Raw genomic sequence first — 22755 nt, forward strand, 5'->3', positions numbered from 1 at the left:
CTCCCGGTAGATGGTACTTCTTCATGATCAGTTAGCGGGTGCCCCGGAGCTTGGCCCGGGCGGCGCGTCGTCCGCGCAGGTAAGCCCGCGGTCCCGCCATCATCCCGCGCCGGTTGGCCGTGAGGAGCTCCCTCGGGAAGTCGTCCTTCAGCGTGGACACCCGCAGGCTGTCCGCGCCGGTCAGATCACGCAGCGCGGTGGGCGCCAGCTGGATCAGCTTGAACAACAGTCCCGGGCGGCCCAGCACCAGACCGGTGTACGCCGCGGTGAGCCCCGTGCCGTACCCCACCATCTGCTTGTGCAGGCCGGCGAAGTCCCGCCGGTGGTAGTGGTGCGTGACCGCGGTCGGCTGGTAGACGATCGTCCCACCGGCCAGCAGCACCTTGGTGAAGGCGAGGGTGTCCTCCGAGCCCATCGCCGGGGTGCCGGCGCCGAGCGCGTTGTCCCAGCCGCCGATGCGCTCGATGACACCCGGACGGAACGTCATGTTCGCCCCGGTGCCGAACGGCGGCAGCGGGTAGAGCGGGCTCTGCAGGTGCGCGGTGTGCGGGCCGAACGTGTCCGGCTTGAACCCGCGGCCCTTGCTGTGCCCGCCGAACTGCTCGAACCACAGCTGCGCCTTGGTCTCCAGCTCGGCCGGCACGATCACCCCGGAGACGACGTCCGCCTCGGGGTGCTCGACCAGCGCGCGGGCCACCTCGGCCAGCCAGTGCCGGTCGGCCAGCTCGTCGTCGTCGAGCCAGGCGACGATCTCGCCGCGGGTGGCGGCCTCGGCCGCGTTCCGGGCGAAGGAGAGCCCGGCTTTCGGCTCCAACAGGTAGTCGACCTTGCCGCGGCGGGCGGCCGAACGGACCACCTCGGCGGTCTGGTCGGTCTCCGGGGCGTTGTCCACGACCAGGATCCGGGCCGGGGCGTACTCCTGGTTGAGCAGGCTGTCCAGGGCGCGGGCCAGTGCGCCGGGACGCTCCCGGGTGCAGATCACCACGGTGATGTCCGGCGCGGCCGCGAGCGCCGCCCGGCGGCCGGCCAGGAACGCCGGCTCGGACTGCGGGACGAGACCGGTCGACGGCACCCGGGCACCGCCCAGGCGCGGGCCGACCACCGAACCCAGCTGAGCCTCGACGGCCGCGGCCAGGTCGGCCGGGGTCAGGCCGTGGTCGGGCACGTCGACCAGGATGGTGCCGAGCGGCTCGGTGAAGAGCCGCACCAGTGCCCAGGCCTGCTGCACCCGGCGGCCGTCCGGGGCCACCGCGGCGACCGGCGGCAGCGGCTCGGACAGCTCGAGGTCGAGGACGACGGCGGGACGGATGCCGCTCTCCTCGTCCAGCCCGGGGGCCGGGGTGATGCCGGTTCCAGAGGTCATTGTCCTGCTCCCGCGTCCGTACGGTTGCGGCGAGCGCTCACCGTCTCAACAACGCCGCCGACTCCGGCAGCGGTCACACCGGCGACGACGCCGCCGGCGCGGAGGAAGTGGTCGGCGCCCTTGCCGGTCAGTCCCGCGCCGACGTGGCGCAGCACCGCCTTCGGCAGCGACCACAGGTAGCTGCGCTCGGCGCCGAGCGCGTCGTTCTCGTGCAGGCCGGACATCTGCACCTTGCCCCGGCCCTCGGCGTAGCAGCGCTTCACGAAGAACCGGAAGCTGGCCCGCTCGGTGGGGACCTCGTGCTGGATGACGGCGGCCGGCACGTACATCCAGTGGCCGCCGCTGACCTCGCTCATCCGCAGGCACAGATCGGTGTCCTCGGGACGGTTGCGGTCACCGAGCTTGCCGAAGCCGACCCGGAAACCCTCCGCCGCCACGAACACGTCCCGGCGGACGATCATGTTGGCCGACCAGACGTTGCGGATCGGCGCGGTCTCGGTGGGCATGCCGGCGTACGAGCCGCCGACAGCCCACAGGAACTCGTCCGGCATCCACTTGGGCGCCGGCCCCTCCCAGGCGGGTTCGATCGCGCCGCCGGTGCCGACCACGGTGGGGTCGGTGAACGGCTCGATCTGCCGTTCGAGCCAGTCCGTCTCGGCGACGATGTCGTCGTCCAGGAACGCGATCAGCGGCGTCTTGGCGTGGAACGCGCCGGTGTTGCGGTTGCCGGAGACGCCCTGGGCGTACTCGTTCTGCAGAACGGTGACCCCCGGCAGCTCGCGCTGGATCCGCGCGAACATCGCCGGGTTGTGGTCGACGACCACGATGATCTCTTCTGGGGTGTACGTCTGGGCCCGGGCCGAGGACAGGGTCCGGGTCAGGTACTCCCAGCGCACCTCCGAGTAGGTCGGGATCACGATCGTCGTGGCGAGAGGGGTGGGGTTCACGAGGGGAGTGCTCCTGTGGGCGGGAGGGGCGCTCAGTCGTCGAGCGAGGCGGGGAGGCGGGTGCCGTCCTCTTCCATGACCCGGGCCCGCAGCGAGCTCAGATCCTGGGTGGGCTGGGCGCCGAGGTCGTCGAGCGCCCGGCTGCGCAGCTTGTTGATGTCGTCGGTGCGGCGGGTGCCGACCTCACGGGGGGCGCTGGACCGGTTGAGGTGACCGGCTTCGCGCCGCGGGTCCACCGGGTGGTGGGCGACCTGCTGCTGCAGACCCGGGTTCTGCGGGGCGGCCGGGGTGACCGGCAGCGACATCAGGCTCTGCACGAACGGCGGCAGGCCCGCGCTCCGGCGACGCCGCATCCGGCCGTACTCGCTGAAGATGGTCCGCAGCACGCGGAAGCCGTCGCGGAAGGTGTTGAGGTTGCTCTCGCCGTGGATCCGCTCGTGCTCGGTGCTGCCGACCTCGCCGACGTTGAGCTTCTCGACGACCGCGCGGATGTTGATCATGGTTTCGATCTCGAAGCCGTCGCCCCAGATCTTGCTGCCGTCGGCGGGACGCGGCAGCGCGGTGTCCGGGAGGTCGAGGGCCGGCACGACGTTGCGCCAGAAGGCGTTGTAGCCGTAGCAGAGGTCGGTGAAGTGCGTGCGGAAGAGCACGTTGACGACCAGGTTGAGGCCGTCGTTGCCGAGCTTGCGCAGCGCGGTGATGTCGTGGCTGTGCCCGCCGTGGCTGAAGCGCGAGCCCTTCACGAAGTGGTCGCCGTTGATCAGCTTCTCGACGAAGAGCGGGATCTCGCCCGGGTCGGTGGACCCGTCGGCGTCGATCATCACGATGATGTCGCCGGTGCAGGCGGAGAAGCCGCACGCGAGGGCGTTGCCCTTGCCCTTACGCGTCTGCTGCACGATCACGGCGTCCGGGCGCAGCTGACGCGCGACCTCGACGGTGCGGTCCTTGGAGCCACCGTCGACGACGATCACCTCGGTGATCATCTCCGGGAGCTTCGCGAACACGTGCGGCAGGTTCCGCTCCTCGTTCAGGGTAGGAATCACCACACTTACTGTGGGTGATTGCGGACGGTTACTGTCGGTGTTCGTATTCAAGTGCGAAAGCTCCATGTCGGTCCCTTCCGGGGGCGGCAATGCGACTTGTCGCGCGAATTCCCGACCCTGGGTTCGCACAGCCGCTCGCTTCAGGAAATCAACCTAGCAAGGGATTACGTAGCGTCAACATACCGCGAGAAAGGTCTGGGTCACAGCGGCCTCAAAGCTGACAGTTTCAGTATGGCCAAAGCAAGTCCTCCGAGGTAACCCGGCGCGACCTAGGCCACATCGTTACCTTGTGTTACGGACATACTCCCTGCTTCGGTCTCAGGCGGAGAGCCTATGACGAATGCATAATAGCGGAGTCGATCATGACAAAACCGGACAAGAAGAATTTTCGGGTTTATTTTCTTCTACCTAACTTTTCGGGCTTGACTCTTAACGCAGCGTATATCCGTCACCCGGTCGGGTGAGTGCGCCGTTGCTGGGCGTGAGGAGCAGAGGCTGGCTACGGTGGTGGCCATGGCATCCGGCCGGCGCGCACCCGTAGCCTCCGACGCTCTCGTCCGTTGGTGACTCGATGGCTTCCGACACCGCGCCCTGCGTCTGCGGGCATCCGTACGCCGCGCACCGGCACTACCGCCCGGGCAGCGAGTGTGTTCTGTGCGAGCGCGGGGGATGCACCCGCTTCCGGCGTTCCGCCTGGTGGCGGCTCCGGAGCCGGCCGAAGCGGCAGTGATCGCCCGCCGGGGTGCGAATTCCTAGTCGATCTGTAGGCTAAAGGTCGTTTGTCGCACCCTCAGGGGGACCCGTGCCGCTGCCCGACTTCCTCATCGCCGGCGTGCCCAAGGCCGGCACCACCGCTCTGCACGCCGCACTGACGCGGCACCCGCAGCTGTTCCTGTCGCCGGTCAAGGAGCCGAAGTTCTTCCTCTCCGACGGCGCCCCACCGGCCTTCGGCGGCCCCGGTGACGTGCAGACCTACCAGGAGCACGTCTGGCGGCGCGACGACTACGAGGCCCTCTTCGCACCGGCCCCGCCGGGTGCGCTGCGCGGTGAGGCCACACCCTTCTACCTGTACGACCTGAAGGCCCACGACCGGATCCAGGCCCTGGTCCCGGACGTGAAGATGATCGTCCTGCTACGGGACCCGGTGGACCGGGCGCACTCCAACTGGACGCACCTGTGGGTCGCCGGTCTCGAGTCCGAAGCGGACTTCCTCGCGGCCTGTGCCGCCGAGGAGAAACGCCGGGCCGCGGGCTGGGCGGACTTCTGGCACTACATCGGACTGGGCCTTTACGGACAGCAGCTCGAGCACCTCTACCAGCGGTTCTCTGCGGAACAGGTGCTTCTGCTACGGTATCGCGATCTCAAGGACAGCCCGGCCGCGACGCTGGACCGGGTCTGCTCGTTCCTGGGCGTCCGCACCGGCGTTCTCACCTCGATCCCGAGGGAGAACGTCAACCGGCACTACGTCGAGGACAACGGGCTGAACCGGGTGCTGCGTGGCCTGCTCCGGGCCGGTGGCACCGTCGGGCACCGGTTCCCGGTCCCGCTGCGGCTCGCCGCTCGTGGCCCGTTGCTGACCCTGCTGCACCGCAAGCGGGGCAGCCGCCCGGTGACCACGCCGCAGGAGCGGGCCGCGCTGCTGCCGCACTTCACCGACGACATCGCCCTGCTGCAGGACGTGACCGGCCAGCGCTACGACGACTGGCTCAGCCTGGACCGGCATGCCCGCGCCTGACCCGCTCGCCACGATGGATGGTGCAGACTTGACGGGCCCGCCGCCGCTACCTCGGGGAGTCGCCTTGACCACCGGAATCTCGGTCCTGCCCCTGCCACGCTGGGAAGACTCCACGGTGGTGGTCGAGCCGCCGGGCGCCGAGCCGGGGGCGTGGTCCGGCGCCCCCAGCTCGATCGCCGCCGACGGGGCGATCTACCTGGCGTACCGTCTGCGCCTGCCGCTCGGGGCCGGCCGCGGCATCGCCAACGTGGTGGCCCGCTCCACCGACGGCCTGAGCTTCACCGTGGTCGCCGAGGTGGGCAAGGAGCGGTTCGGGGCCGAATCCCTGGAACGCCCGGCCCTGGTGCGCACCTCGGAGGGCCGCTGGCGGCTCTACGTCAGCGCCGCCACCCCCGGCACCAAGCACTGGCGGGTCGAGATGCTCGAGGCGGACACCCCGGAGGGCCTGCCCACCGCGCCCGCGGTGACCGTCCTGGCCGGTGACGACACCGTCGGCGTCAAGGACCCGGTGCTGCACCACGACGAGCACGGCTGGCACCTGTGGGCGTCGGTGCACCCCCTGGAGTCCTGGGACGACGCCGACCGGATGACCACGCGGTACGCGACCAGCCCGGACGGCGTGCACTGGACCTGGCGGGGGACCGCGCTGGCCGGCCGTCCCGGGCAGTGGGACGCACGGGGCGTGCGCGTCTCCTCGGTCCGGGTCGACGGCGACGGGATCACCGTCTCCTACGACGGCCGGGCGACCGCGAGTGAGAACTGGGAGGAGCGGACCGGCGTGGCCCGCGGCGTGCGCCTGCCGGACGGCACCTTCGGCGCGCTGACCGCGGACGACGGCGAGCCGGTGGGCAGCCCGCACGCCCCGCACGGGCTGCGCTATCTCAGCCTGGTCGGGTTGCCGGACGGCCGCTGCCGGCTGTACTACGAGGCCACCCGCCCGGACGGGGCCCATGATCTGCGTACCCAGGTGGTCTGATCTGCCGGTGTGATCGGGGCGTCTCCCGGGGTCTGTGCCTCGCCGGGGGCGCCCCGATCGCCGTCTCCGGCCGGTCGCGGTGGGTGATCATGATCCACTCCAGCGGGTACGGGTATAAGCGCACAGTGATCAGTCGCGGACGGCTCGGGGCGGCGCCGCCGATCGGTGTGAGAGTGCCGTCACGTGCGGCGGCACCCGCCTTCACACCTCGATCCACATGGCCTAACGTCGTCGGCGACGTCAGGTGTGCGCGGAAAACGGCCGCACTGTCGATGGCGGAGCCGCTCTCACAAGGAGTGTCTCCGCCATTTCTTTACCGGCTTCCGATGAGCATCCGGTCACTCTGCGTGCCGGTACGGTGAGTGTCTCCCCGTGGGGCCCGCAGTGATCCCCGATGACAGTCGATGTCTACGGTAAGTGACGACGGGGAGTCTCTTGGTGTTTCCTTAAGGCTCCTACAATGTTTCCGTAAGGTATCCCCGAGTCCCGTTTCCGCCACAAAGGCACACAGGCGGAACACAGCTTCGAAAGTGATTTGGGAGCGTTCCCGAATCGTCGATTCCACCGTGCACGCCGACATCCCGGCGCTATTGCATGAAGGTTCCGGTAAATCCGCGCCGAATAGGTGATCACATCCGCCATTCGGCCGAGCCGCACGACGAATCGGCGTCATGTTTACACCCGGACATCCGCGGGCGCCCGGGCCGTCCGGGCCGTACCCCCGCGGGCCGCCACCGGCGTTTGTGCCCCGGTGAGTGGGGTACACCTGGTGGCGGGGCGGGGCCGGTCCTCTCCCACCCCGGTGAGGAGGCACGATGCGGACCCTGGGCGGGCGCTACCAGCTGGTGAACCGAATCGGTCTGGGCGGCATGTCAGAAGTGTGGCGCGGACACGACCGTGTCCTCGACCGGCCGGTCGCCGTGAAAATCATGGCGCCGGCGGTGGAAGGCACCCTCGGTGAGGCGGGAGTGGACCTGGTCCGCGCCGAAGCCCGCTCGGCGGCACGACTGGCCCACCCCAACGTGGCCGGCGTGCACGACTTCGGGACCTCGCCGTCGCCGGGCCGCGACGTCCCCTACATCGTGATGGAACTCGTCGAGGGCCGCACCCTGAGCGCGCACCTCGCCGAAGGCCCCCTCGACTGGCGCATCGGCGTCCGCGTCTGCGCCGAAGTGGCGGCCGCCCTGGCCGCCGCCCACGTCGAACACGTGGTGCACCGCGACATCAAACCGGCGAACGTGATGCTCACCCCGGCCGGTGCGAAAGTCCTCGACTTCGGCATCGCCGCCGCCGTCGGCGCCCACGACGCCGACCCGGACGCGCCGGTGCTGGGCACCCCCGCCTACATCGCCCCGGAACGCTTCGACGGCGAACCGGCCACCCCGGCGGCGGACATGTTCGCCCTGGGCACCCTGCTCTACCACTGCCTGTCGGGCCGCCTGCCGTGGAGCGCCCGCACGAGCACCGGCCTGGTGATAGCGCAGCGCTTCGCCGACCCGGAACCCCTGCCCCACCTCGACGGCGTCCCGCCGGAGGTCCTGGACCTGTGCTTCAGCTGCCTCGACCGCGACCCGGCGGCACGTCCGACGGCGATGGTGACGGCCCTGCTGCTGGCCGAGGCGGTGGACGCGCGCGTCTACGTCCCGCTGATGGACCTGGAACCGTGGCCGCACCACCCGGCCCTCTCCCCGTGGGACGAGCGCGCCGCGTCGGCCCCGACCTCCGCCGCGCACCCCGCCGTGGCTCAGCCGGCCGTCGCACCCCGGCCGTCGGCTCCGGGTGAGTCCGGGGTGCCGCACCCTTCCGTGGTGCCGCAACCAGCCGGACCGCCGTCGGCCGTCTCCTCTGTCCGTGTTCCTGAGGCGGCTCCCTGCGCGGCCCCTCCGGGCGACGGTGTCCCCTCACACACCGAGCGGGTGGGCCGCCACCGCGCCTTCTGATCATCCCGTCCGGTCCCGTCCGGTCCCGTCCGGTCCCGTCCGGTCCGGGTTCGTTGCGGGCAGTGACCGGTGTGCATGGCGGGGTCACTGTCCGTCGGGCCGGACCACCGGCGAAAGACCATCGTCCCTCCCGGACACATACAGGTGACGAGGAGATCCGATCCGGGAGGGCACCATGAAGTACGCGATGTTCGCCAGCACCCTGACCCTCGGACTGGCCCTGGCCGGCTGCGCCGGCGACCCGAACGATGTGAACTCCGCCGGCACCGCGGACCCCGGTGCCGGACCGTCCCCGGCGGCATCCTCCGGCCTCACCCTGACGGCCGGGGGTGCGGCCGCCCGCTGCGCGCAGCCTGAGGCGGAGTTCTTCAAGGACGCCGAGGTCGTCTTCGAGGGCACGGTCACGTCGGTGACCGACGTCGCGACGACGGAGGTGGGCACGGTCGACGCCTCGGTCACCATCACGGTCACCCACACCTTCCGGGGGGAACCGGGAGCGACCGTGCGGTTGCGGCAGGACGGCGGCAACCCCGACGCGGTCTCCTACCGCGAGGGGCAGACGTACCTGATCACGGCGGGCGACGGGGGCGTCTGGGACTGTCTCAGCGGGACGGCCGACTCGCCGGAACTGGCGGAGAGCTACGAGCAGGCCTTCGGACCGTGGCGGAAGCAGCGGTAGCCGGAGGGCTCGGCGGGTGCTGGACACCGCGGGCGTGGAAGCGGCGACGATGCTCCGGGTCCGCGCAAGGGCGGTGCCCCGATGCTGCGGCGATCCCCTCCGTGCCGGACCACCCTGATCAGCCGGCCATCATCCACTTCGTAGGGGGACTGGCAACCCGGATGACTGAAGTTGTCGCATCGCGCTGATCGGCTCGTCGTTGCGCTTGCGAGCGTGGCAAGTGCGGGATGAGTGAGGTCCAGCGGTTGATGAGGGGGCGCCATGGCCAAGGCGGGACTGTTCGCGATCCGGGACGTCGGATCGCTGATCAAGGGGACGGCCGAGGAGGGCTCCGAGCTCAAGAAGGCGGTCGGCGTCACCCAGCTGACCGCGATGGGCGTCGGCGCGATCATCGGCACCGGGATCTTCGTGGTGATCGGTAAGGGTGCCGGGATCGCCGGGCCGGCGGTGATCCTGTCGTTCGTGCTGGCCGCGCTGGCCTGCGTGTTCTCGGCACTGTCCTACGCCGAGCTGGCGTCGTCGATCCCGGTCTCCGGTTCGGCCTACACCTACACGTACGCGACGCTGGGGGAAGTGGTCGCTTGGGTGATCGGCTGGGACCTGATCCTGGAGTACGGGGTGTCGGTGGCCGGCATCGCGATCGGCTGGGGCGGCAACCTGAACGCGTTCCTGGACGCGGCGTTCGGGGTCAGCCTTCCGGACGCGATCGCCAAGTCGCCGGAGGACGGTGGCGTGTTCAACCTTCCGGCCGTCTTCATCGTCCTGGCGATCACCGCCCTGCTGATCCGCGGCGTGACCGAGAGCGCCCGGGTCAACCTGGTGATGGTCGTGATCAAGCTGGTCGTGCTGGTGTTCTTCATCGTGGTGGCGTTCGTGAACTTCAGCACCGCCAACTTCCACCCGTTCGCCCCGGCGGGCGCGGACGGGGTGACGGCGGCCGCGGCGATCATCTTCTTCGCGTACATCGGCTTCGACGCGGTCTCCACCGGCAGCGAGGAGGCGCGTAACCCGGCCCGGGACCTGCCCTGGGCGATCATCGGATCGCTGATCATCTGCACCTTCTTCTACGTGCTCACCACCGCCGGGGCGCTCGGCATCGCCTCCCCGGACCAGATGAAGGACAGTGACGCGCCGCTGGCCGCCGCACTGGACCAGGGCGCCGGCATGCCCTGGGCGGCCGGGATCCTCGCGCTCGGCGCGGTCGTCGCGATCACCAGCGTGGTGCTGGTGATCTTCTACGGACAGACCCGGATCTTCTTCGCCATGTGCCGGGACGGCCTGCTGCCCCGCCGGATGGCCAAGGTCAACCCTCGTTTCGGTACGCCGGCGCGGCTGACCGTCACCCTCGGCGTCCTGATCGCGATCCTGGCCGCGCTGGTCCCGCTCGGCACCATCGTCGAGCTGGTCAACATCGGCACGCTGTTCGCGTTCGTCCTGGTCAACATCGGGGTGATCGTGTTGCGCCGCACCCGGCCCGACATGCCCCGGCCGTACCGGGTGCCGTGGTCGCCGGTGCTGCCGCTGATCGGGGTGGCCTTCGCCGTCTACCTGATGTCCGACCTGCCGCTGGACACCTGGATCCGGTTCGGTGTCTGGCTCGCCGCCGGCCTGATCATCTACGCCGTCTACGGCTACCGCCACTCCCTGGTCCGCCGGAACGCGGAGTCGAGTCAACGACGGGACTGACGAGCTTCCACGCGCGCGAAGTCACCACGCCCGTATCGGGGTGTGGTGACTTGGGGGCGGGCTGAAGTCGCCACGCGGGCGCTGACCACGACACGTGTCCAGGGGCTTCTTGATCGCGGTCCTCACCCGGTCCGTTGCGCCGGAATAAATTAATACCAGCGGGTACCGATACTTGCCGTTACCGAAACCGGCGGGTACCGTTTAAGGGGCAAGCTTCGCTCCGTCGCAGCTCAGGAGCCTTCGGCTCAGATGAAGACTCCTGCGATGTGATGCGGAGCCGTCTTGAAGAACGGGTGATCACATGCAGTACCGCCCTCTCGGCGACACCGGACTGCGCGTCAGCTCCCTGGGGCTGGGCACGATGATGTTCGGATCCTGGGGCAACAGGGACCACGACGACTCCATCCGCACGATCCACCACGCGCTCGACGCCGGCATCAACTTCGTCGACACCGCCGACCTCTACGCCCGGGGCGAGGCCGAGGAGATCGTCGGCAAGGCGCTGGCCGGGACGCGCCGCGACGCGGTGGTCCTGGCGAGCAAGTTCCACAACCCGATGAGTGACGACGTCAACGACCGCGGCAACTCACGCCGATGGATCATGCGGGCTGTGGAGGGCAGCCTCAAACGACTCGGCACCGACCACCTCGACCTCTACCAGGTGCACCGCCCCGACCCGGCGACCGGGATCGAGGAGACGCTGGGGGCACTGACCGATCTGCAGCGGGCCGGGAAGATCCGGTACTTCGGTTCGTCGACGTTCCCGGCCCACCAGCTCGTCGAGGCGCAGTGGGCCGCCGAACGCCGGGGACTGAGCCGGTTCGTGACCGAGCAGCCTCCGTACTCGATTCTCGCCCGCGGGATCGAAGCCGATGTCCTGCCCGCCGCCGAGGCACACCGCATCGGCGTGCTCACCTGGAGCCCGCTCGGTGGCGGCTGGCTCTCCGGCACGTTCCGCAAGGGCGCGACCGGCCAGGTCAGCAGCCGTACCGAACTCATGCCCGGCATCTTCGACATCGACGCCCCGCGCAACGCCGGCAAGCTCGACGCCGTCGAGGCCCTCGCCCTGCTCGCCGACGAGGCCGGCCTGTCCCTGATCCACCTCGCACTCGGTTTCGTGCTCGCCCACCGAGCGGTGACCGCACCGATCATCGGCCCGATGAACGTGGAACAGCTCGACAGCCAGCTCGGCGCCGCCGACCTCGTTCTCGATCAGGACATCCTCGACCGCATCGACCAGATCGTGCCTCCGGGCCGGAACATGACCGCCGGCGACGCCGGCTACTTCCCGCCCGCGCTCACCGACGCGACACTGCGCCGGCGCTGATCAACCCCCGCACCTCGAACGAACGGAACCTTCTCATGTCGACCTCCGCGATCCCGCACCTCAACTTCGCCGGTGGCCAGGCGCGCCAGGCACTGGAGTTCTACCGGGATGTCTTCGCCGGCGACCTGCTGTCGCACACCTATCAGGACTTCGGTATGCCCGCGGGTATGCCCGACAGCGACCGGATCGTCTTCGGTCAGATCACCACCGCTGACGGCGTCCTCCTGATGGGCTACGACATCCCGGGCACGCAAGCGCCGGACTTCGGCAAGCCGGGGTCCACCCGGCGCGCGAACGGCACCACGATCACGGAGCAGCCGATGTTCGTGACCCTGCGCAGCACCAGCCTCGCCGAAGCCGAAGCGCTCTGGAAGCGTCTGGCCGTGAACGCGGTCGTCGTCGAGGACTTCGCGTCGTCGACCTGGTCGCCCGGCTTCGGCATCGTCACCGACCAGTACGGGGTGACCTGGCTGGTCAACGCCCACGAGTAGTGACCCTCGCCTGACCGATTCCTCTCCGGCGTCTCACGTTCCCGCGGTCTGAGCCCTGCCTCGACCGCCGGTGGGCGGCACGCGGCCCCGTGTGCCGCCCACCGGGCCGTCGGCACAACAATGGATCGGGACCGACTTCGAGCAGGACATGCATCTGGCAGCGAGGAGACCACCGTTATGACGCAGGACGACCCGACCGCGGGTGACGCCGGCACGGACGGCGAGGCCGGCCGGACCGTTCACCGCCGTCCGGGCCGCAAGCCTGACCCCCACCGCGACGCCGAGATCCTGGATGTGGCCCTGCAGGTTCTGGCGGAGGTCGGCTACACGGGTATGACGATGGCCGCGGTGGCGGCGCGGGCGAAGGCCGGTAAAGGCACCTTCTACCGTCGCTGGCCGTCGAAGGCCGACCTGGTCCTCGATGCCGTCGGGCACATGAAACGCAGCCAGGCGGACCTCGACAGCCTGCCCGACACCGGCAGCCTCCGTGGCGACATCCTCGCGCTGTTCAAACCGGCATCCGTCGAGGAGGGCGAGTACCAGCTCTCGATCATGGCGGGGCTCGCGTCGATGCTCAGCCAGGACCGCGGGCTCGCCGAGGCGGCGAACGACGCGATCGTGGAACCGTGGACCGCCGCCAATCGTGTGCTGTTGTCCCGTGCGGTGAGCCGCGGCGAGGTCGGCGCCACCGCCGACATCGAGACCCTCGCCCAGGTCATCCCGTCCATCGCCGCCTACCGGGCACTCATTCAGCGCAAGCCGTTCGACCGCGACTTCCTCGTCTCCATCATCGACGGCGTTCTCCTGCCGGCCGTCCGCCCCTGACCCGCCCCGGCAGGGTTGAGAGGACCGGGCCGCAACCGCGCCCACCGGCGGGTTGCGGCCCTTCGGCACTGTCGTCAGTCGATGCTCAGATCGGCCCAGCCCCAGACGATGCGGTGGTCCGAGCAGAGTTCGCTGCCGCAGGTGCTCAGCGGCAGCGAGTCACCGGAGTGCTGCCCGGCGAGCCGGTCGTTCGGGAAGAAGATCATGTCGATCTTCGTGCCGGTGCCGCACGGGCTGCCGGTGGTCGCCTTGGTGGTGCCCTCGCCGTACCCGAGGCAGTACGGGTCGGCGTCGTCCATCTCCCGCCAGTTGCCGGTGTTGCCGCTGTTCGCCGTGGTGTCGACGCTCGGGTGGTACCAGACGTCGAACTCGGGCCAGCTCGGGGTTCCGTTGAAGTCCCCGGCCACCAGCACGGTCTCGCCGGCCGCCTCGAACTGCTCGACGTGCCCGAGGACCTGTTCGAGCTGAGCCTTGCCGGCGGTGCCGAACGGCGTCGGGGTGATGTGGGTGACGCAGTACTTCACCGTCATGGTGGTGGTCGGCGCGCAGAGCAGGTGCCGGATCTCGTCCTTGTCGAACGCCGGGTTCGGTTCCAGCGGGATGCGGATCGCCGCGCCCAGCGGTTGCCTGCTGAACAGGGCGATGCCGACCGGGTTACCCTGACAGACGTCCGGGTTGTCCGGGCCGGCCTCGGCGTTCCGGGTGGCCTGGAACCGGGCGAAGTTGGTCTCGTCCGCCGGCCAGTCGGTTGCCTGAAGCTTCGTGATCAGTGCGGAGTACTGGCTCTGGCAGACCTCGTTGAGGGCCACGAAGTCCGGGATCGGATTCCTCGACATGATCGCGTCGAAGAGCGTGTTGATCATCAGCGTGGTGGCGCCGCCGGTCTGGTACTTCCATCCGCCGCTGACGTTCCACTGCAGGCCGGTCAGCCGCTTCGTCGTCGCGGCCTGGGCAGCCTGCGGCGCCGTCACCGGCACCAGCAGTAACGCGGCGGCGACCGCCAGGATCCGTCTCACCAGAGTCCGCATGCACACTCCCCGTTCATGATGATCGATACCGTTGCTGAGACAGTATGGACGATCACTCTCTGTCGAATGGGCCACGGCTACCGCCATTCCCCGGACTGCCGGGCCGCGCTGGAGGAAGAGCGGACGCCGGGCGGGAGAAGCGCCGGTGAGGGCGCCGGGCGGGAAGGGCCGGCGGCGAGGGCGCCGGCGAGAAGGGAGCGGAGCGACAGGCCGGAGAAACGGCGGAACCGGCGCCCGATATGCGAAGCCCTGTGCGCGATGCGAAACGAACCGTCGTCAGGCGTACGCCCTGTGCGCCGCGTCCACCGAACCACGCGGCAGCCTGCGAGGGGCAGGTGCGGAGTTGTACGGTGAGGCGAACGGGCAGGTCGCCAGGCTCGGAGGGCGTGATGGGTGAGGCCGTGATCACGGCACGGCAGCAGGCCGACGGCACGATCGTCGTCGAGGTGCGGGGCAGTCTCGATGCGGCGACGGTCGGCGCGTTGCGCGGTCAGCTGGTCGAGACGGTGTCCCGGGACCGGCCGGAGCTGATGATCGTCGACCTGATGTTCGTCACGTTCATGGATTCGATGGGCATCGGTGCGCTGGTCGCCGGATATGAGGCGGCCCGCGATTTCGGCACGCGGTTCGAGTTGCGCAACCCGAACGAGTTCGTGCACCGGCAGCTGCGGGTCACCGGACTCACCGGGCTGTTCGGCCTGCCGCCGGCGCCGCCGTCGACGCAGACCTTCTCGGTGTGAGGGCGACCGGCAGGCTGATCGGCCCGCGGATGACGCCGGAGTTGCGGCGGCGGACGGCACCCGCGCGGTGCAGGCCGGGCATCCGTTCGGCGAGCCGTTGCAGCGCGACGGTGGCCTCGAGGCGGGCCAGCGGCGCCCCCACGCAGTAGTGGATGCCGCTGGAGAACGCCAGGTGGTCGACGCCCGGGGTGCGGGTGATGTCGAAACGGTCCGGGTCGGTGTGCACGGCCGGGTCGCGGCCGGCGCCGGCGATCAGGCTGACCACGAACTGGCCGCGGCGCACCGGGACACCGGCGACCTCGACGTCCTCGAGGGCGATGCGGGAGGTCCGCTGCACCGGCGGATCCCAGCGCAGCGTCTCCTCGACGGCCGGCCCGGCCAGACCGGCCGGGTCGTCGCAGAGGGCGCGCCACTGGTCGGGGTGATCCAGCAGGGCGGTGACCGCGTTGCCGATCAGGTTGACGGTGGTCTCGAAGCCGGCGACGAGCAGCAGCCGGCACATCGGCAACAGCTCGTGTGACTGGATCTGATCACCCTCGGCGGCCAGGATGCGGCTCACCGCGTCGTCGGCCGGCGCGGTGCGGCGCAGCGTGAAGAGCCGCTCGAAGACCCGGTCGAGTTCACCGCTGGCGGTCCGGAGCCGGGCGGCGTGCCGCAGCGAGCGGACGCCGTCGAGGGCGCTGCCGATGACCGCGCCGTGCGCGGCGAACCCGTCGGCGTCGGACGCCGGCACCCCGAGCAGGTCGATGATCACCGTGATCGGCAGCGGCGACGCGAACGCGGGGACCAGGTCGAACATGGGACCGGCGGCGTCGAGCAGCTGGTCGACGCGGCGCTCGACCAGTGGGCGGTAGCCGGCGATCCGGCGAGGGCTGAACGCGGGCTGGGCGAGGCGGCGCAGCCGGGTGTGGTCGGGCGGGTCGCGGTCCAGGAACGACATGTCGATCTCGTCGCCGGGTGCGCCGGGCCCGTTCATGTCGGCGGCCCGCACCCCGAACCGGCGGTCGCGCAGCACACTGTCGCAGACCGCGTGCCGGGCGGTGATGAAGTGGCCGAGCGCCGTGCGGGTCAGGTCGCCGGCGTCGCGGACCCGGCGGTAGATGCGGTAGGGGTCGTCACGCCCGGGCGCCAGGTGCAGCAACGACAGGGCGTCGCGGCGGAGGTGGCCGCGGTGGACGATGCCGAGCTGCCGGGCGTAGAGCGCCGCGGCGAACCGGAGAGCCTGCATGGGCGGACCTCCCGCTGAGGGTGCGATCGCACCCCCAGCGTAGGCCCACCACCTGCAAGATCTCTGTCAGCGACTCGACTCAGGCGAGATCGGCGACGTAGCCCGTGAGGCGTACCAGGGCGGCGTTCCAGTTGATGGTCAGCTCGTTGGTGGACCAGGACTGGATGTCGTCGATGTAGCAGAACTGCCCGACGCATCCGGTCAGCTTGGACTGGGCGTACGGGTCCTGGATCGAGGAGTTGGGACCACCGGCGAGGGTGCCGGCCGGCGGATGCGGCAGGGCCGGGTCGAGCTGCGCGGCATACCAGCGGCTGTGCTGGTTCTGCGCGCTGACCTCCCCGTACCCGGTGATGTAGGAGATGTTGAGGGCGTTGCGGCCGAGCAGCCAGTCGACGCCGGTGAGCACGCCGTCGCGGTATCCTCCGTTGCCGGTGAGGCGGTGCGCGGCGGCGATCACCACGGTGTTGTCGGCGACGATGCTGGCCGAGCCCCAGTCCCAGCTGTTGTTCGCGGGGGAGTAGGCGACGCCGTACGGGTGCGCCTTCTGGATCGCGAGGTACTCGTCCGCGCCGGCCAGCACCTGGGTGCGCACCGCGGAACGTCCGGTGAAGCCGTTCGGCACCAGCGCCAGGTCGAGTTTGCCGGCCGCGCCGGTGGTCGCCCAGTCGAACGCGACCGGGCCGAACGAGTCCGCGGTGTGCTCGGGTGAGGCCAGCAGGTCGGTCGCATACAACTTGTCGCCGGTGGTGAGGAACAGCTCGGCCGCCGCCCAGTAGAAGTCGTCGGTCACCTTGGTGTCGTTGTAGGCGCCGCCGCCCACGCCGTCGGACTCCGGCGCGTACACCACAGGGTTGGTCTTGGCGGCCTGGTAGGCGGTCGTCGCGGCAGCCAGCGCCCGCCGCGCGAAGGCCGCGTCGTAGGGCCGGTAGATCCGGGCGGCCTGCGCCGCCGTCGCGGCGACGTTCAGGGTGGCGGCGGTGGAGACCGGGTGCAGTTCCCGCGGCTGCGGATCCAGGTGGGGCAGCAGCGGAAGACCGGTCCAGGCAGCGTCGTGGATCTTGTGATGGACCATTCCGGCGTACGGGTGACCGCCCGGTACCTGCATGCTGAGCAGGAAGTCGAGTTCCCACCTGACCTCGTCGAGCAGGTCGGGGGTGCGGTCGCCGCTCTCCGGGATGTCCAGGTTCACGGTGCGGGCGGTCGGGGACTGCTCGAACTCGTGCAGCAGCTCCCAGACCGAGATGCCGCCGTTGACGACGTATTTGCCGTGGTCGCCGGCGTCGTACCAGCCGCCGCGGACGTCCAGGGTGTAGTCGCAGACGCCCGGCTGGCAGGGCACGGCGGTGTCACCCTGGTTGGGGGCGACGCCGAGGTGGCCGGCGGGGCGGGCGTACCCGGGGCGCAGGTCGTCGCGGATCGCGATGCCGCTGCGCTGGGTGTAGTAGAACTTGAGCGCGTCGGTGCGGAGTTGCTGGTAGGCGTCGCCGCCGATGTCGAACGGGTGGGAGGTCTCGCCGTCCGCGGTCAGGGTGAACCCTTCGCCCCGCTGGCGGAAGCCGGTGAAGTCGATCGTGTGGACGTTCTGTCCGGAGGACGGGTCGATGCCGCGCGGCGTCGATTGGCCATTCTTGACGACTCTTCCGGACTTGTCGGCCAGGGACCAGGCGGTCTTAGTGGTTTTGTCCGTTACGAGTGTTGCGGCTTTGGGGCCGTTGTTGAGGTAGGCGAGTTGGTTGACCCGGACCCTGGGGCCGGTGTCAGGCTCGTAGACCTCGGGCGGGACGCCGCCGACGAGGCTGACGTCGTCGACGCAGAAACGCCACGGGTCGGGGCTGCCCCCGACCTGGAAGGCGACCTGCCCCTGGTCCGTGGAGGTGCCGGCCGTGAACGTGTATTCGTAGTGCTGCGTGTCGCCGAGCGTCGGTGACACCTCGAAATACGTGTCGTACGGGCTGACCGCGAGCCCGGTGATCGCCCGCGCCACGTGGCCGGCGTCGCCGCTCGCGTCGAAACTGAACCGGTACGACTCGCCGGCGACCAGGTCGATGTCGTTCTGCCCGACCGCGGCGTCCCAGCGGTTGACGGTGCCGCCGGGCACGTCCACGCAGGCGCGGCCGTCGTCGAGCTGGATCGGCATGCCGGTGGTGGACCAGAACGGGTCGGCGGTGCCGTCGAACCCGCCGTTGACGACCTGTTCGACTTCGTCGGCGTACGCGGGCGCGGTGGAGCCGAAGATCACTAAGGCGGAGGTGAGGCCGATGATTCGGGAGCGCTCCCATAGAGACATGGAGATATGTTTATTGCGTACGTGTTACCGCGTCAACGCCCCTGGTCCCGGATCCACGCGTCGACCAGCCCGTGGAAGTGCCCGAGGAACTTCTCGTGCTCGTGCACCGGGAACATCGCCCGGACCGTCTCGCGCAGCAGCGACCGGAACTCCTCCGACGACACCCAGTCGAAGACGATCTCGTCCACGCCGGCCAGGTGCTTCGCGCAGAACTCCTGGTACCGCTCCACCTCGAAGTACTCGTCGGCCAGCCGCCGGTAACCGGCGAGCTTCTCCGCGTACCCCAGGGAGGGGTCGTCGGCGATCGCGAAGTACTCCGACGTGTCGGTGTCCAGCCGCGGCCTCCGGCCGGTCACCACACAGAACACCGTCCAGCGCAGCAGCGCCGTCATCGCCCACGGGAAGTAGTAGTGCAGCGACGTCAGGGCCACGTCCGGGCACGCGTTCGCATAGTCGATCGGGTACACCTCGTCGCCGCGCACCAGCGTCTCGCAGGAGTTGAACTCCCACCGGAAGAACGCGTTGACCAGCCGGGACACGGTGACCACCTCGTCACCGGCGGCGGCGGACAGGAAGTTGTGGTCCACCTCGTACCGGGCGTGCATCGGCTGCTCGGGCCGGAACTTCATCACCATCGTCTCCGGCCCGATGCTCAGGGTGCGGGCGAAGACGTCGTACCCCTCCACCGAGGCCTGCAGGTGCATCAGGCGTTCCCCCGAGGCGTCGTACGCGGTGTGCAGCTCGTCCGGGTTACGGATCTTCGAGACGCCGACCCAGGCGCCGCCGTCGTACGGTTTCATCCACAGCGGGTACCCGATCGCCGCCGCCGTCGACTCCAGATCGAACGGCCGGTTGTACCGGGCCGCGGTGTACGCCCAGCGCGAATTCTCCAGGGGGTTCTTGAACGGCACCAGGACCGTCTCCGGAACCTTCAGCCCGAGCCGCATCATCGCGCAGTACGCCGCATGCTTCTCCATCGACTGGAACGTGAACGGGCTGTTCAGCAGGTACACGTCGTCCATCAGCGCGATCTTCTTGAGCCACTCCCGCGGGTGGTAGTACCAGTAGGCCAGCCGGTCGATCACCAGGTCGTGCCGGGGCCGGTCGCGCAGGTTGAACGGCTCGATGGTGACCCGCACCGACCGGGCGCGATGGCTGCGCCCGTCCGGCCCGGTGACCGTGCCGAGGCGGCGCAGCAGGGATTCGTAGGCCCGCGGCCAGTCGTCCTCGGTGCCCAGCAGCAGTCCGATGGTGTGTTCGACGTCGGCCACGGCCGCCTCCCAGTGTCAAACGGGCCAGATCCGGTGCAGCAGCGGAGTCAGATGCGGGCCCAGGGCGTCGCGCCAGGACTCCCAGTCGTGGGCGCCGCCGGTCGCCGCCAGGGTCGCCGGATATCCCTGTCGTCGCAGGGCGTCCGCCATGGCGCGGTTGTTGGCCAGGTTCTCCTCGGCGGCGCCGCAGGTGAGCACGGCCGGGACGGCGGGGCCGCGGGTGGCGTGCCGGACCCGGGTGGTGAACCCGGTGATCCGCCGGAAGTACCGGAACCCGGACTCCTGGCGGTCGAGCCGCGCCTGGAAGTAACTGCCGGACTGCAGGAACAGGCCGGCGAACCGGGCCGGATGGCGGCGCTGGGCGTGCAGCATGGCGAGGGCGCCGAGGCTGACCCCGGCGCCGACCACCGCACGGCCCGGCGACAGGCGCGGCAGGATCTCGGTGGTCAGCAGCCGGGCGTACCCGGGGGAGGCGGAATACCACTCGTCGCGGTCGCCGGGTGGCAGCAGCGCGAGGTGGAAGGGCGCGACGCGGCCGGCGGCGATGGCGGTCGCGGCCCACCGTCCGAGCCCGCCCCGCCGGTGGTACTCCGGTCCGTCGTGGGCGACGAGCATCCGGTCGGTCCGGGTGGGCGGCGACCAGATCCGCACGGTCAGGCCGGGCAGCCGGGTGGCGCGCCAGCGCCCGGCAGCCGGTCCGCCCACACCCCTCATGAACGCACATTAACGTCGGACGGCCGGATCCGCTCCCGTTGTGCGCAGCCGGGCCGCTCCGGGCCGGGTCAGGCCGCCCGCGGTGTCAGCCGGATGACCGGGATCTCGCGGTCGGTCTTGGTGCGGTAATCGCCGAAACGCGGCTGCGCGGCGACGATGGTCTGCCAGGCGGCCTCCAGGTCGGCGCCGTGCAGTTGCTCGGCGCTGACCGGCACGGTCCGCCCGCGGTTCTCGATCCGGATCCGGTCCGGGTGGGCGCCGATGTTGTAGTACCACGCCGGGTTCTTCGGGGCGCCGTTCGCCGAGGCCACCACCAGCCAGGCGCCGTCGTCGAGCGGGAACCCGGCGACCGGGGACTGGCGTTCCTCGCCGCTCTTGCGCCCGAGGGTGGTGAGCACGATCAGGTTGCCGCCGCCGCCCCGCCGGACCCGGCCGATCATCAGGCGGTTCATGAAGCCGAGCAGCCGTCCCCCGGGCTGGCGTGCTCCGCGGCTGCCGTTGCGGGTATCGAATGCCAACGTGTTCACTCCCTCATGAGATCCTGGCGGTCAGCGCGTCCGAAGGTTCGCGCCACGAACTAAATTAGTTCGTATTGCGAACCTTTGCAAGGAGGAACCGGTCGTGAATCGCGACGAGCAGGGCTTCGGATCGGCACTGGTGAACCTCACCATCGTGGTGCAACGCCGCTACGGGCAGATCTGCGCCGACCACGGGCTCACCGCCACCCAGGCGCAACTGCTCTGCATGCTCAAGGACGGGCCCCGCGGCATGACCGAACTCGCCCGCCTCCTCGGCCTGGCGAAACCGGGACTCAGCGGCCTCGTCGACCGGATCGAGAAACTCGGCATGGTCACCCGCGAGACCTCCGAGCAGGACCGGCGGGCGATCACCCTGAACGTCACGCCCCGCGGCAAGGAGGCCGCCGACGCCCTGTACGCCGACGTCGGCGCCCACCTGCCCGACACCATCCTGACCGATCTCGCCCCCGCCGACCGGGAACACCTCGAACGCATCGTCCGCGGCATCGTCGCGGCCCACGCGGTCGGTTGCGAGGGGCCGCCGGTCGCCGGCTGATGATCGCCGGTCTGTGATCGCCGGTCGCCGGCCCGTGATCGCCGACCTGTGATCGCCGGGCGCCGACCTGTGATCGCCGGGCGCCGACCTGTGATCGCCGGGCGCCGACCTGTGATCGCCGGGCGCCGACCTGTGATCGCCGGGCGCCGACCTGTGATCGCCGGGCGCCGGCCCGTGACCGCCGGTCACCGGCCCGTGATCGACGTCAGCGCCCGGGCCCAGGGAAAATCGGCCAGTCGGCGGTCACCCTCACCGGGCGGGTGCGGCTCCCAGTCGTCACGATCGAAGATGATGTGTACGCCTTCGTCACGCAGCGAGTCCATCGCCCGCAGGAACGGCCGGCGCGACGCCAGGACGGTGTTCACGAACGGCACGACGGTGATCGGCCGGGCCCGTCCGATGAGGTCGGCGACGAGCGTGAGGGCGTACGTGTCGCAGATTCCGGCGGCCAGCTTGTTGACCGAGTTGAAACTGGCCGGGGCGACGATCACGGCGTCCGCACCGGTCCAGGTGGGGCCGGGATCACCGACCGGCCGGAAGTCGTACCGCACCGGCGCACCGGACAGCCGCTCCAACTCGTCCAGGTCGAGGAACCGGGTCGCGTGCGGGGTGGCCGCCACCCGGACGGTCCAGCCGGCCCGCTGTGCCAGGCCGACGAGTACCCCGGCGCGCGCCGCCGGGCCGGCCGCACACACGACGACACAGAGCGTCCGTCCGCCCGCGCTCTCGTTCCCGCGCGTGTTCTCGTTCCCGCGCGTGTTCTGGTTTCCGTCCGTGCTCTCGTTCCTGTCCGTGTTTACGCTCCCGTCCCGACCCCGGCCGTAGTTCACGGTTGCGTTCTGGTGCTCGGGGCGGTCCGGGCCTCGGCCGTCGTCGGCGGTGGAATGGCGGTGGCTGGGGGCCTGGCCGTCGGGGGTCCGGTCGACGCTTCGGGCCGGGGGCCGGTCGCCGTTCACCGCGCGGCCCAGGACGGTGGAATGGCGGCTGCCGCGCCAGCCGGACGGTTCAGCGCGGTGGCGAGGGGGACATCGGTGAAGCCGGGCAGGTCGTCACGGTGTACGGGCGTGAGAATGATCGTCATGACGTTCAGCGTGCCCCATCCGCGCACGGGGACACTCCCCACGCGGCCCGCCGAATAGTGTCGGAGGGGCGGCCAAGACGCGTTTCATGGTCCGGGTGCGGAAGCCCGCCCGCGTGGTGACTTCAGCCGCGCTGGGCGCCCGAAGTCATCACGCTCGTGGTGGTGTGTTGATTACGGGCGTGCTGGGCGCCTGAAGTCATCACGCTCGTGGTGGTGTGTTGATTACGGGCGTGCTGGGCGCCTGAAGTCATCACGCTCGTGGTGGTGTGTTGATTACGGGCGTGCTGGGCGCCTGAAGTCATCACGCTCGTGGTGGTGTG

The 22755-nt window shown here is 70.2% G+C and carries 21 protein-coding genes and 1 pseudogene; 10 read left to right on the top strand and 12 right to left on the bottom strand.

Annotated features, from left to right (window positions below):
• Positions 1 to 31: 31 nt before the first annotated feature.
• The 3 genes from QSK32_RS33245 to QSK32_RS33255 are packed head-to-tail and all read right to left on the bottom strand — an operon-like array spanning position 32 to position 3419.
• Positions 32 to 1363: a glycosyltransferase family 2 protein gene (locus QSK32_RS33245; protein ID WP_045746916.1), complete on the bottom strand. Its 1332-nt coding sequence runs from the start codon at positions 1361 to 1363 to the stop codon at positions 32 to 34.
• Positions 1360 to 2310, bottom strand: coding sequence for a glycosyltransferase family 2 protein (locus tag QSK32_RS33250; protein WP_045746915.1), 951 nt, complete (start codon positions 2308 to 2310; stop codon positions 1360 to 1362). The genes QSK32_RS33245 and QSK32_RS33250 overlap by 4 nt, the downstream gene beginning before the upstream one ends.
• A gap of 32 nt (positions 2311 to 2342) precedes the next feature.
• Entirely contained in the window at positions 2343 to 3419 is a 1077-nt protein-coding gene (locus QSK32_RS33255; protein WP_083449561.1) for a glycosyltransferase family 2 protein, read from the bottom strand.
• 736 nt (positions 3420 to 4155) lie between these two features.
• On the opposite strand from QSK32_RS33255, the gene QSK32_RS33260 reads away from it, so the two are divergent.
• The 8 genes from QSK32_RS33260 (at position 4156) to QSK32_RS33295 (ending at position 13012) form a co-directional block, all read left to right on the top strand.
• Positions 4156 to 5088 (top strand): sulfotransferase family protein, encoded by a 933-nt coding sequence (locus QSK32_RS33260; RefSeq protein ID WP_285474078.1) that lies wholly within the window; start codon positions 4156 to 4158, stop codon positions 5086 to 5088.
• 64 nt (positions 5089 to 5152) lie between these two features.
• Positions 5153 to 6064 carry a glycoside hydrolase family protein gene (locus QSK32_RS33265; protein ID WP_285474079.1) on the top strand — a complete coding sequence of 304 codons (912 nt, stop codon included), beginning with the start codon at positions 5153 to 5155 and terminating at the stop codon, positions 6062 to 6064.
• Positions 6065 to 6879: 815 nt separating this feature from the next.
• Positions 6880 to 8004, top strand: a complete 1125-nt coding sequence (locus QSK32_RS33270) for a serine/threonine-protein kinase (protein WP_353051003.1) — start codon at positions 6880 to 6882, stop codon at positions 8002 to 8004.
• A gap of 175 nt (positions 8005 to 8179) precedes the next feature.
• Entirely contained in the window at positions 8180 to 8683 is a 504-nt protein-coding gene (locus QSK32_RS33275) for a hypothetical protein (RefSeq protein WP_045746912.1), read from the top strand.
• 261 nt (positions 8684 to 8944) lie between these two features.
• Entirely contained in the window at positions 8945 to 10369 is a 1425-nt protein-coding gene (locus QSK32_RS33280) for an amino acid permease (RefSeq protein ID WP_045746911.1), read from the top strand.
• Between the two features lie 301 nt (positions 10370 to 10670).
• Positions 10671 to 11696: an aldo/keto reductase gene (locus QSK32_RS33285; RefSeq protein WP_285474080.1), complete on the top strand. Its 1026-nt coding sequence runs from the start codon at positions 10671 to 10673 to the stop codon at positions 11694 to 11696.
• A gap of 35 nt (positions 11697 to 11731) precedes the next feature.
• A complete protein-coding gene (locus QSK32_RS33290; RefSeq protein WP_285474081.1) occupies positions 11732 to 12187 on the top strand; it encodes a VOC family protein in 456 nt (151 codons plus the stop codon).
• Between the two features lie 177 nt (positions 12188 to 12364).
• Positions 12365 to 13012: a TetR/AcrR family transcriptional regulator gene (locus QSK32_RS33295; protein WP_285474082.1), complete on the top strand. Its 648-nt coding sequence runs from the start codon at positions 12365 to 12367 to the stop codon at positions 13010 to 13012.
• Between the two features lie 74 nt (positions 13013 to 13086).
• Here the strand turns inward: QSK32_RS33295 and QSK32_RS33300 are convergent, their stop codons facing one another.
• Positions 13087 to 14040: an endonuclease/exonuclease/phosphatase family protein gene (locus QSK32_RS33300; protein ID WP_285474083.1), complete on the bottom strand. Its 954-nt coding sequence runs from the start codon at positions 14038 to 14040 to the stop codon at positions 13087 to 13089.
• Positions 14041 to 14429: 389 nt separating this feature from the next.
• On the opposite strand from QSK32_RS33300, the gene QSK32_RS33305 reads away from it, so the two are divergent.
• Complete coding sequence (locus tag QSK32_RS33305) at positions 14430 to 14780, top strand: STAS domain-containing protein (protein ID WP_045746907.1); 351 nt, start codon at positions 14430 to 14432, stop codon at positions 14778 to 14780.
• Here the strand turns inward: QSK32_RS33305 and QSK32_RS33310 are convergent.
• The 5 genes from QSK32_RS33310 to QSK32_RS33330 form a co-directional block, all read right to left on the bottom strand.
• Complete coding sequence (locus QSK32_RS33310; RefSeq protein WP_045746906.1) at positions 14722 to 16008, bottom strand: cytochrome P450; 1287 nt, start codon at positions 16006 to 16008, stop codon at positions 14722 to 14724. The two genes, QSK32_RS33305 and QSK32_RS33310, sit on opposite strands and share 59 nt — an antisense overlap.
• A gap of 79 nt (positions 16009 to 16087) precedes the next feature.
• Positions 16088 to 18295, bottom strand: coding sequence for a glycoside hydrolase family 9 protein (locus QSK32_RS33315; protein WP_285474084.1), 2208 nt, complete (start codon positions 18293 to 18295; stop codon positions 16088 to 16090).
• A gap of 32 nt (positions 18296 to 18327) precedes the next feature.
• A complete protein-coding gene (locus QSK32_RS33320) occupies positions 18328 to 19566 on the bottom strand; it encodes an ATP-grasp domain-containing protein (protein WP_045746905.1) in 1239 nt (412 codons plus the stop codon).
• 15 nt (positions 19567 to 19581) lie between these two features.
• Positions 19582 to 20280: an alpha/beta hydrolase gene (locus QSK32_RS33325; RefSeq protein WP_285474085.1), complete on the bottom strand. Its 699-nt coding sequence runs from the start codon at positions 20278 to 20280 to the stop codon at positions 19582 to 19584.
• A 68-nt stretch (positions 20281 to 20348) separates the two neighbouring features.
• A complete protein-coding gene (locus QSK32_RS33330; RefSeq protein WP_045746926.1) occupies positions 20349 to 20798 on the bottom strand; it encodes a nitroreductase/quinone reductase family protein in 450 nt (149 codons plus the stop codon).
• Between the two features lie 103 nt (positions 20799 to 20901).
• Here QSK32_RS33330 and QSK32_RS33335 point away from each other — a divergent pair, with 103 nt between their 5' ends.
• Positions 20902 to 21354 carry a MarR family winged helix-turn-helix transcriptional regulator gene (locus QSK32_RS33335; RefSeq protein WP_285474086.1) on the top strand — a complete coding sequence of 151 codons (453 nt, stop codon included), beginning with the start codon at positions 20902 to 20904 and terminating at the stop codon, positions 21352 to 21354.
• A gap of 185 nt (positions 21355 to 21539) precedes the next feature.
• Here QSK32_RS33335 and QSK32_RS33340 read toward each other — a convergent pair.
• The 3 genes and pseudogenes from QSK32_RS33340 to QSK32_RS33350 all read right to left on the bottom strand — a co-directional run.
• A pseudogene (locus QSK32_RS33340) lies at positions 21540 to 22070 on the bottom strand (flavoprotein); the annotation flags it as partial.
• Positions 22071 to 22306: 236 nt separating this feature from the next.
• On the bottom strand, positions 22307 to 22435 hold the full coding sequence (locus tag QSK32_RS33345) for a hypothetical protein (protein WP_285474087.1): 129 nt from the start codon (positions 22433 to 22435) through the stop codon (positions 22307 to 22309).
• Positions 22436 to 22557: 122 nt separating this feature from the next.
• A partial coding sequence (locus tag QSK32_RS33350) for a hypothetical protein (RefSeq protein ID WP_285474088.1) occupies positions 22558 to 22755 on the bottom strand: 198 nt, incomplete at its 5' end.

This window comes from Actinoplanes sp. NBRC 101535 (assembly GCF_030269225.1).
Lineage (GTDB): Bacteria > Actinomycetota > Actinomycetes > Mycobacteriales > Micromonosporaceae > Actinoplanes > Actinoplanes rectilineatus.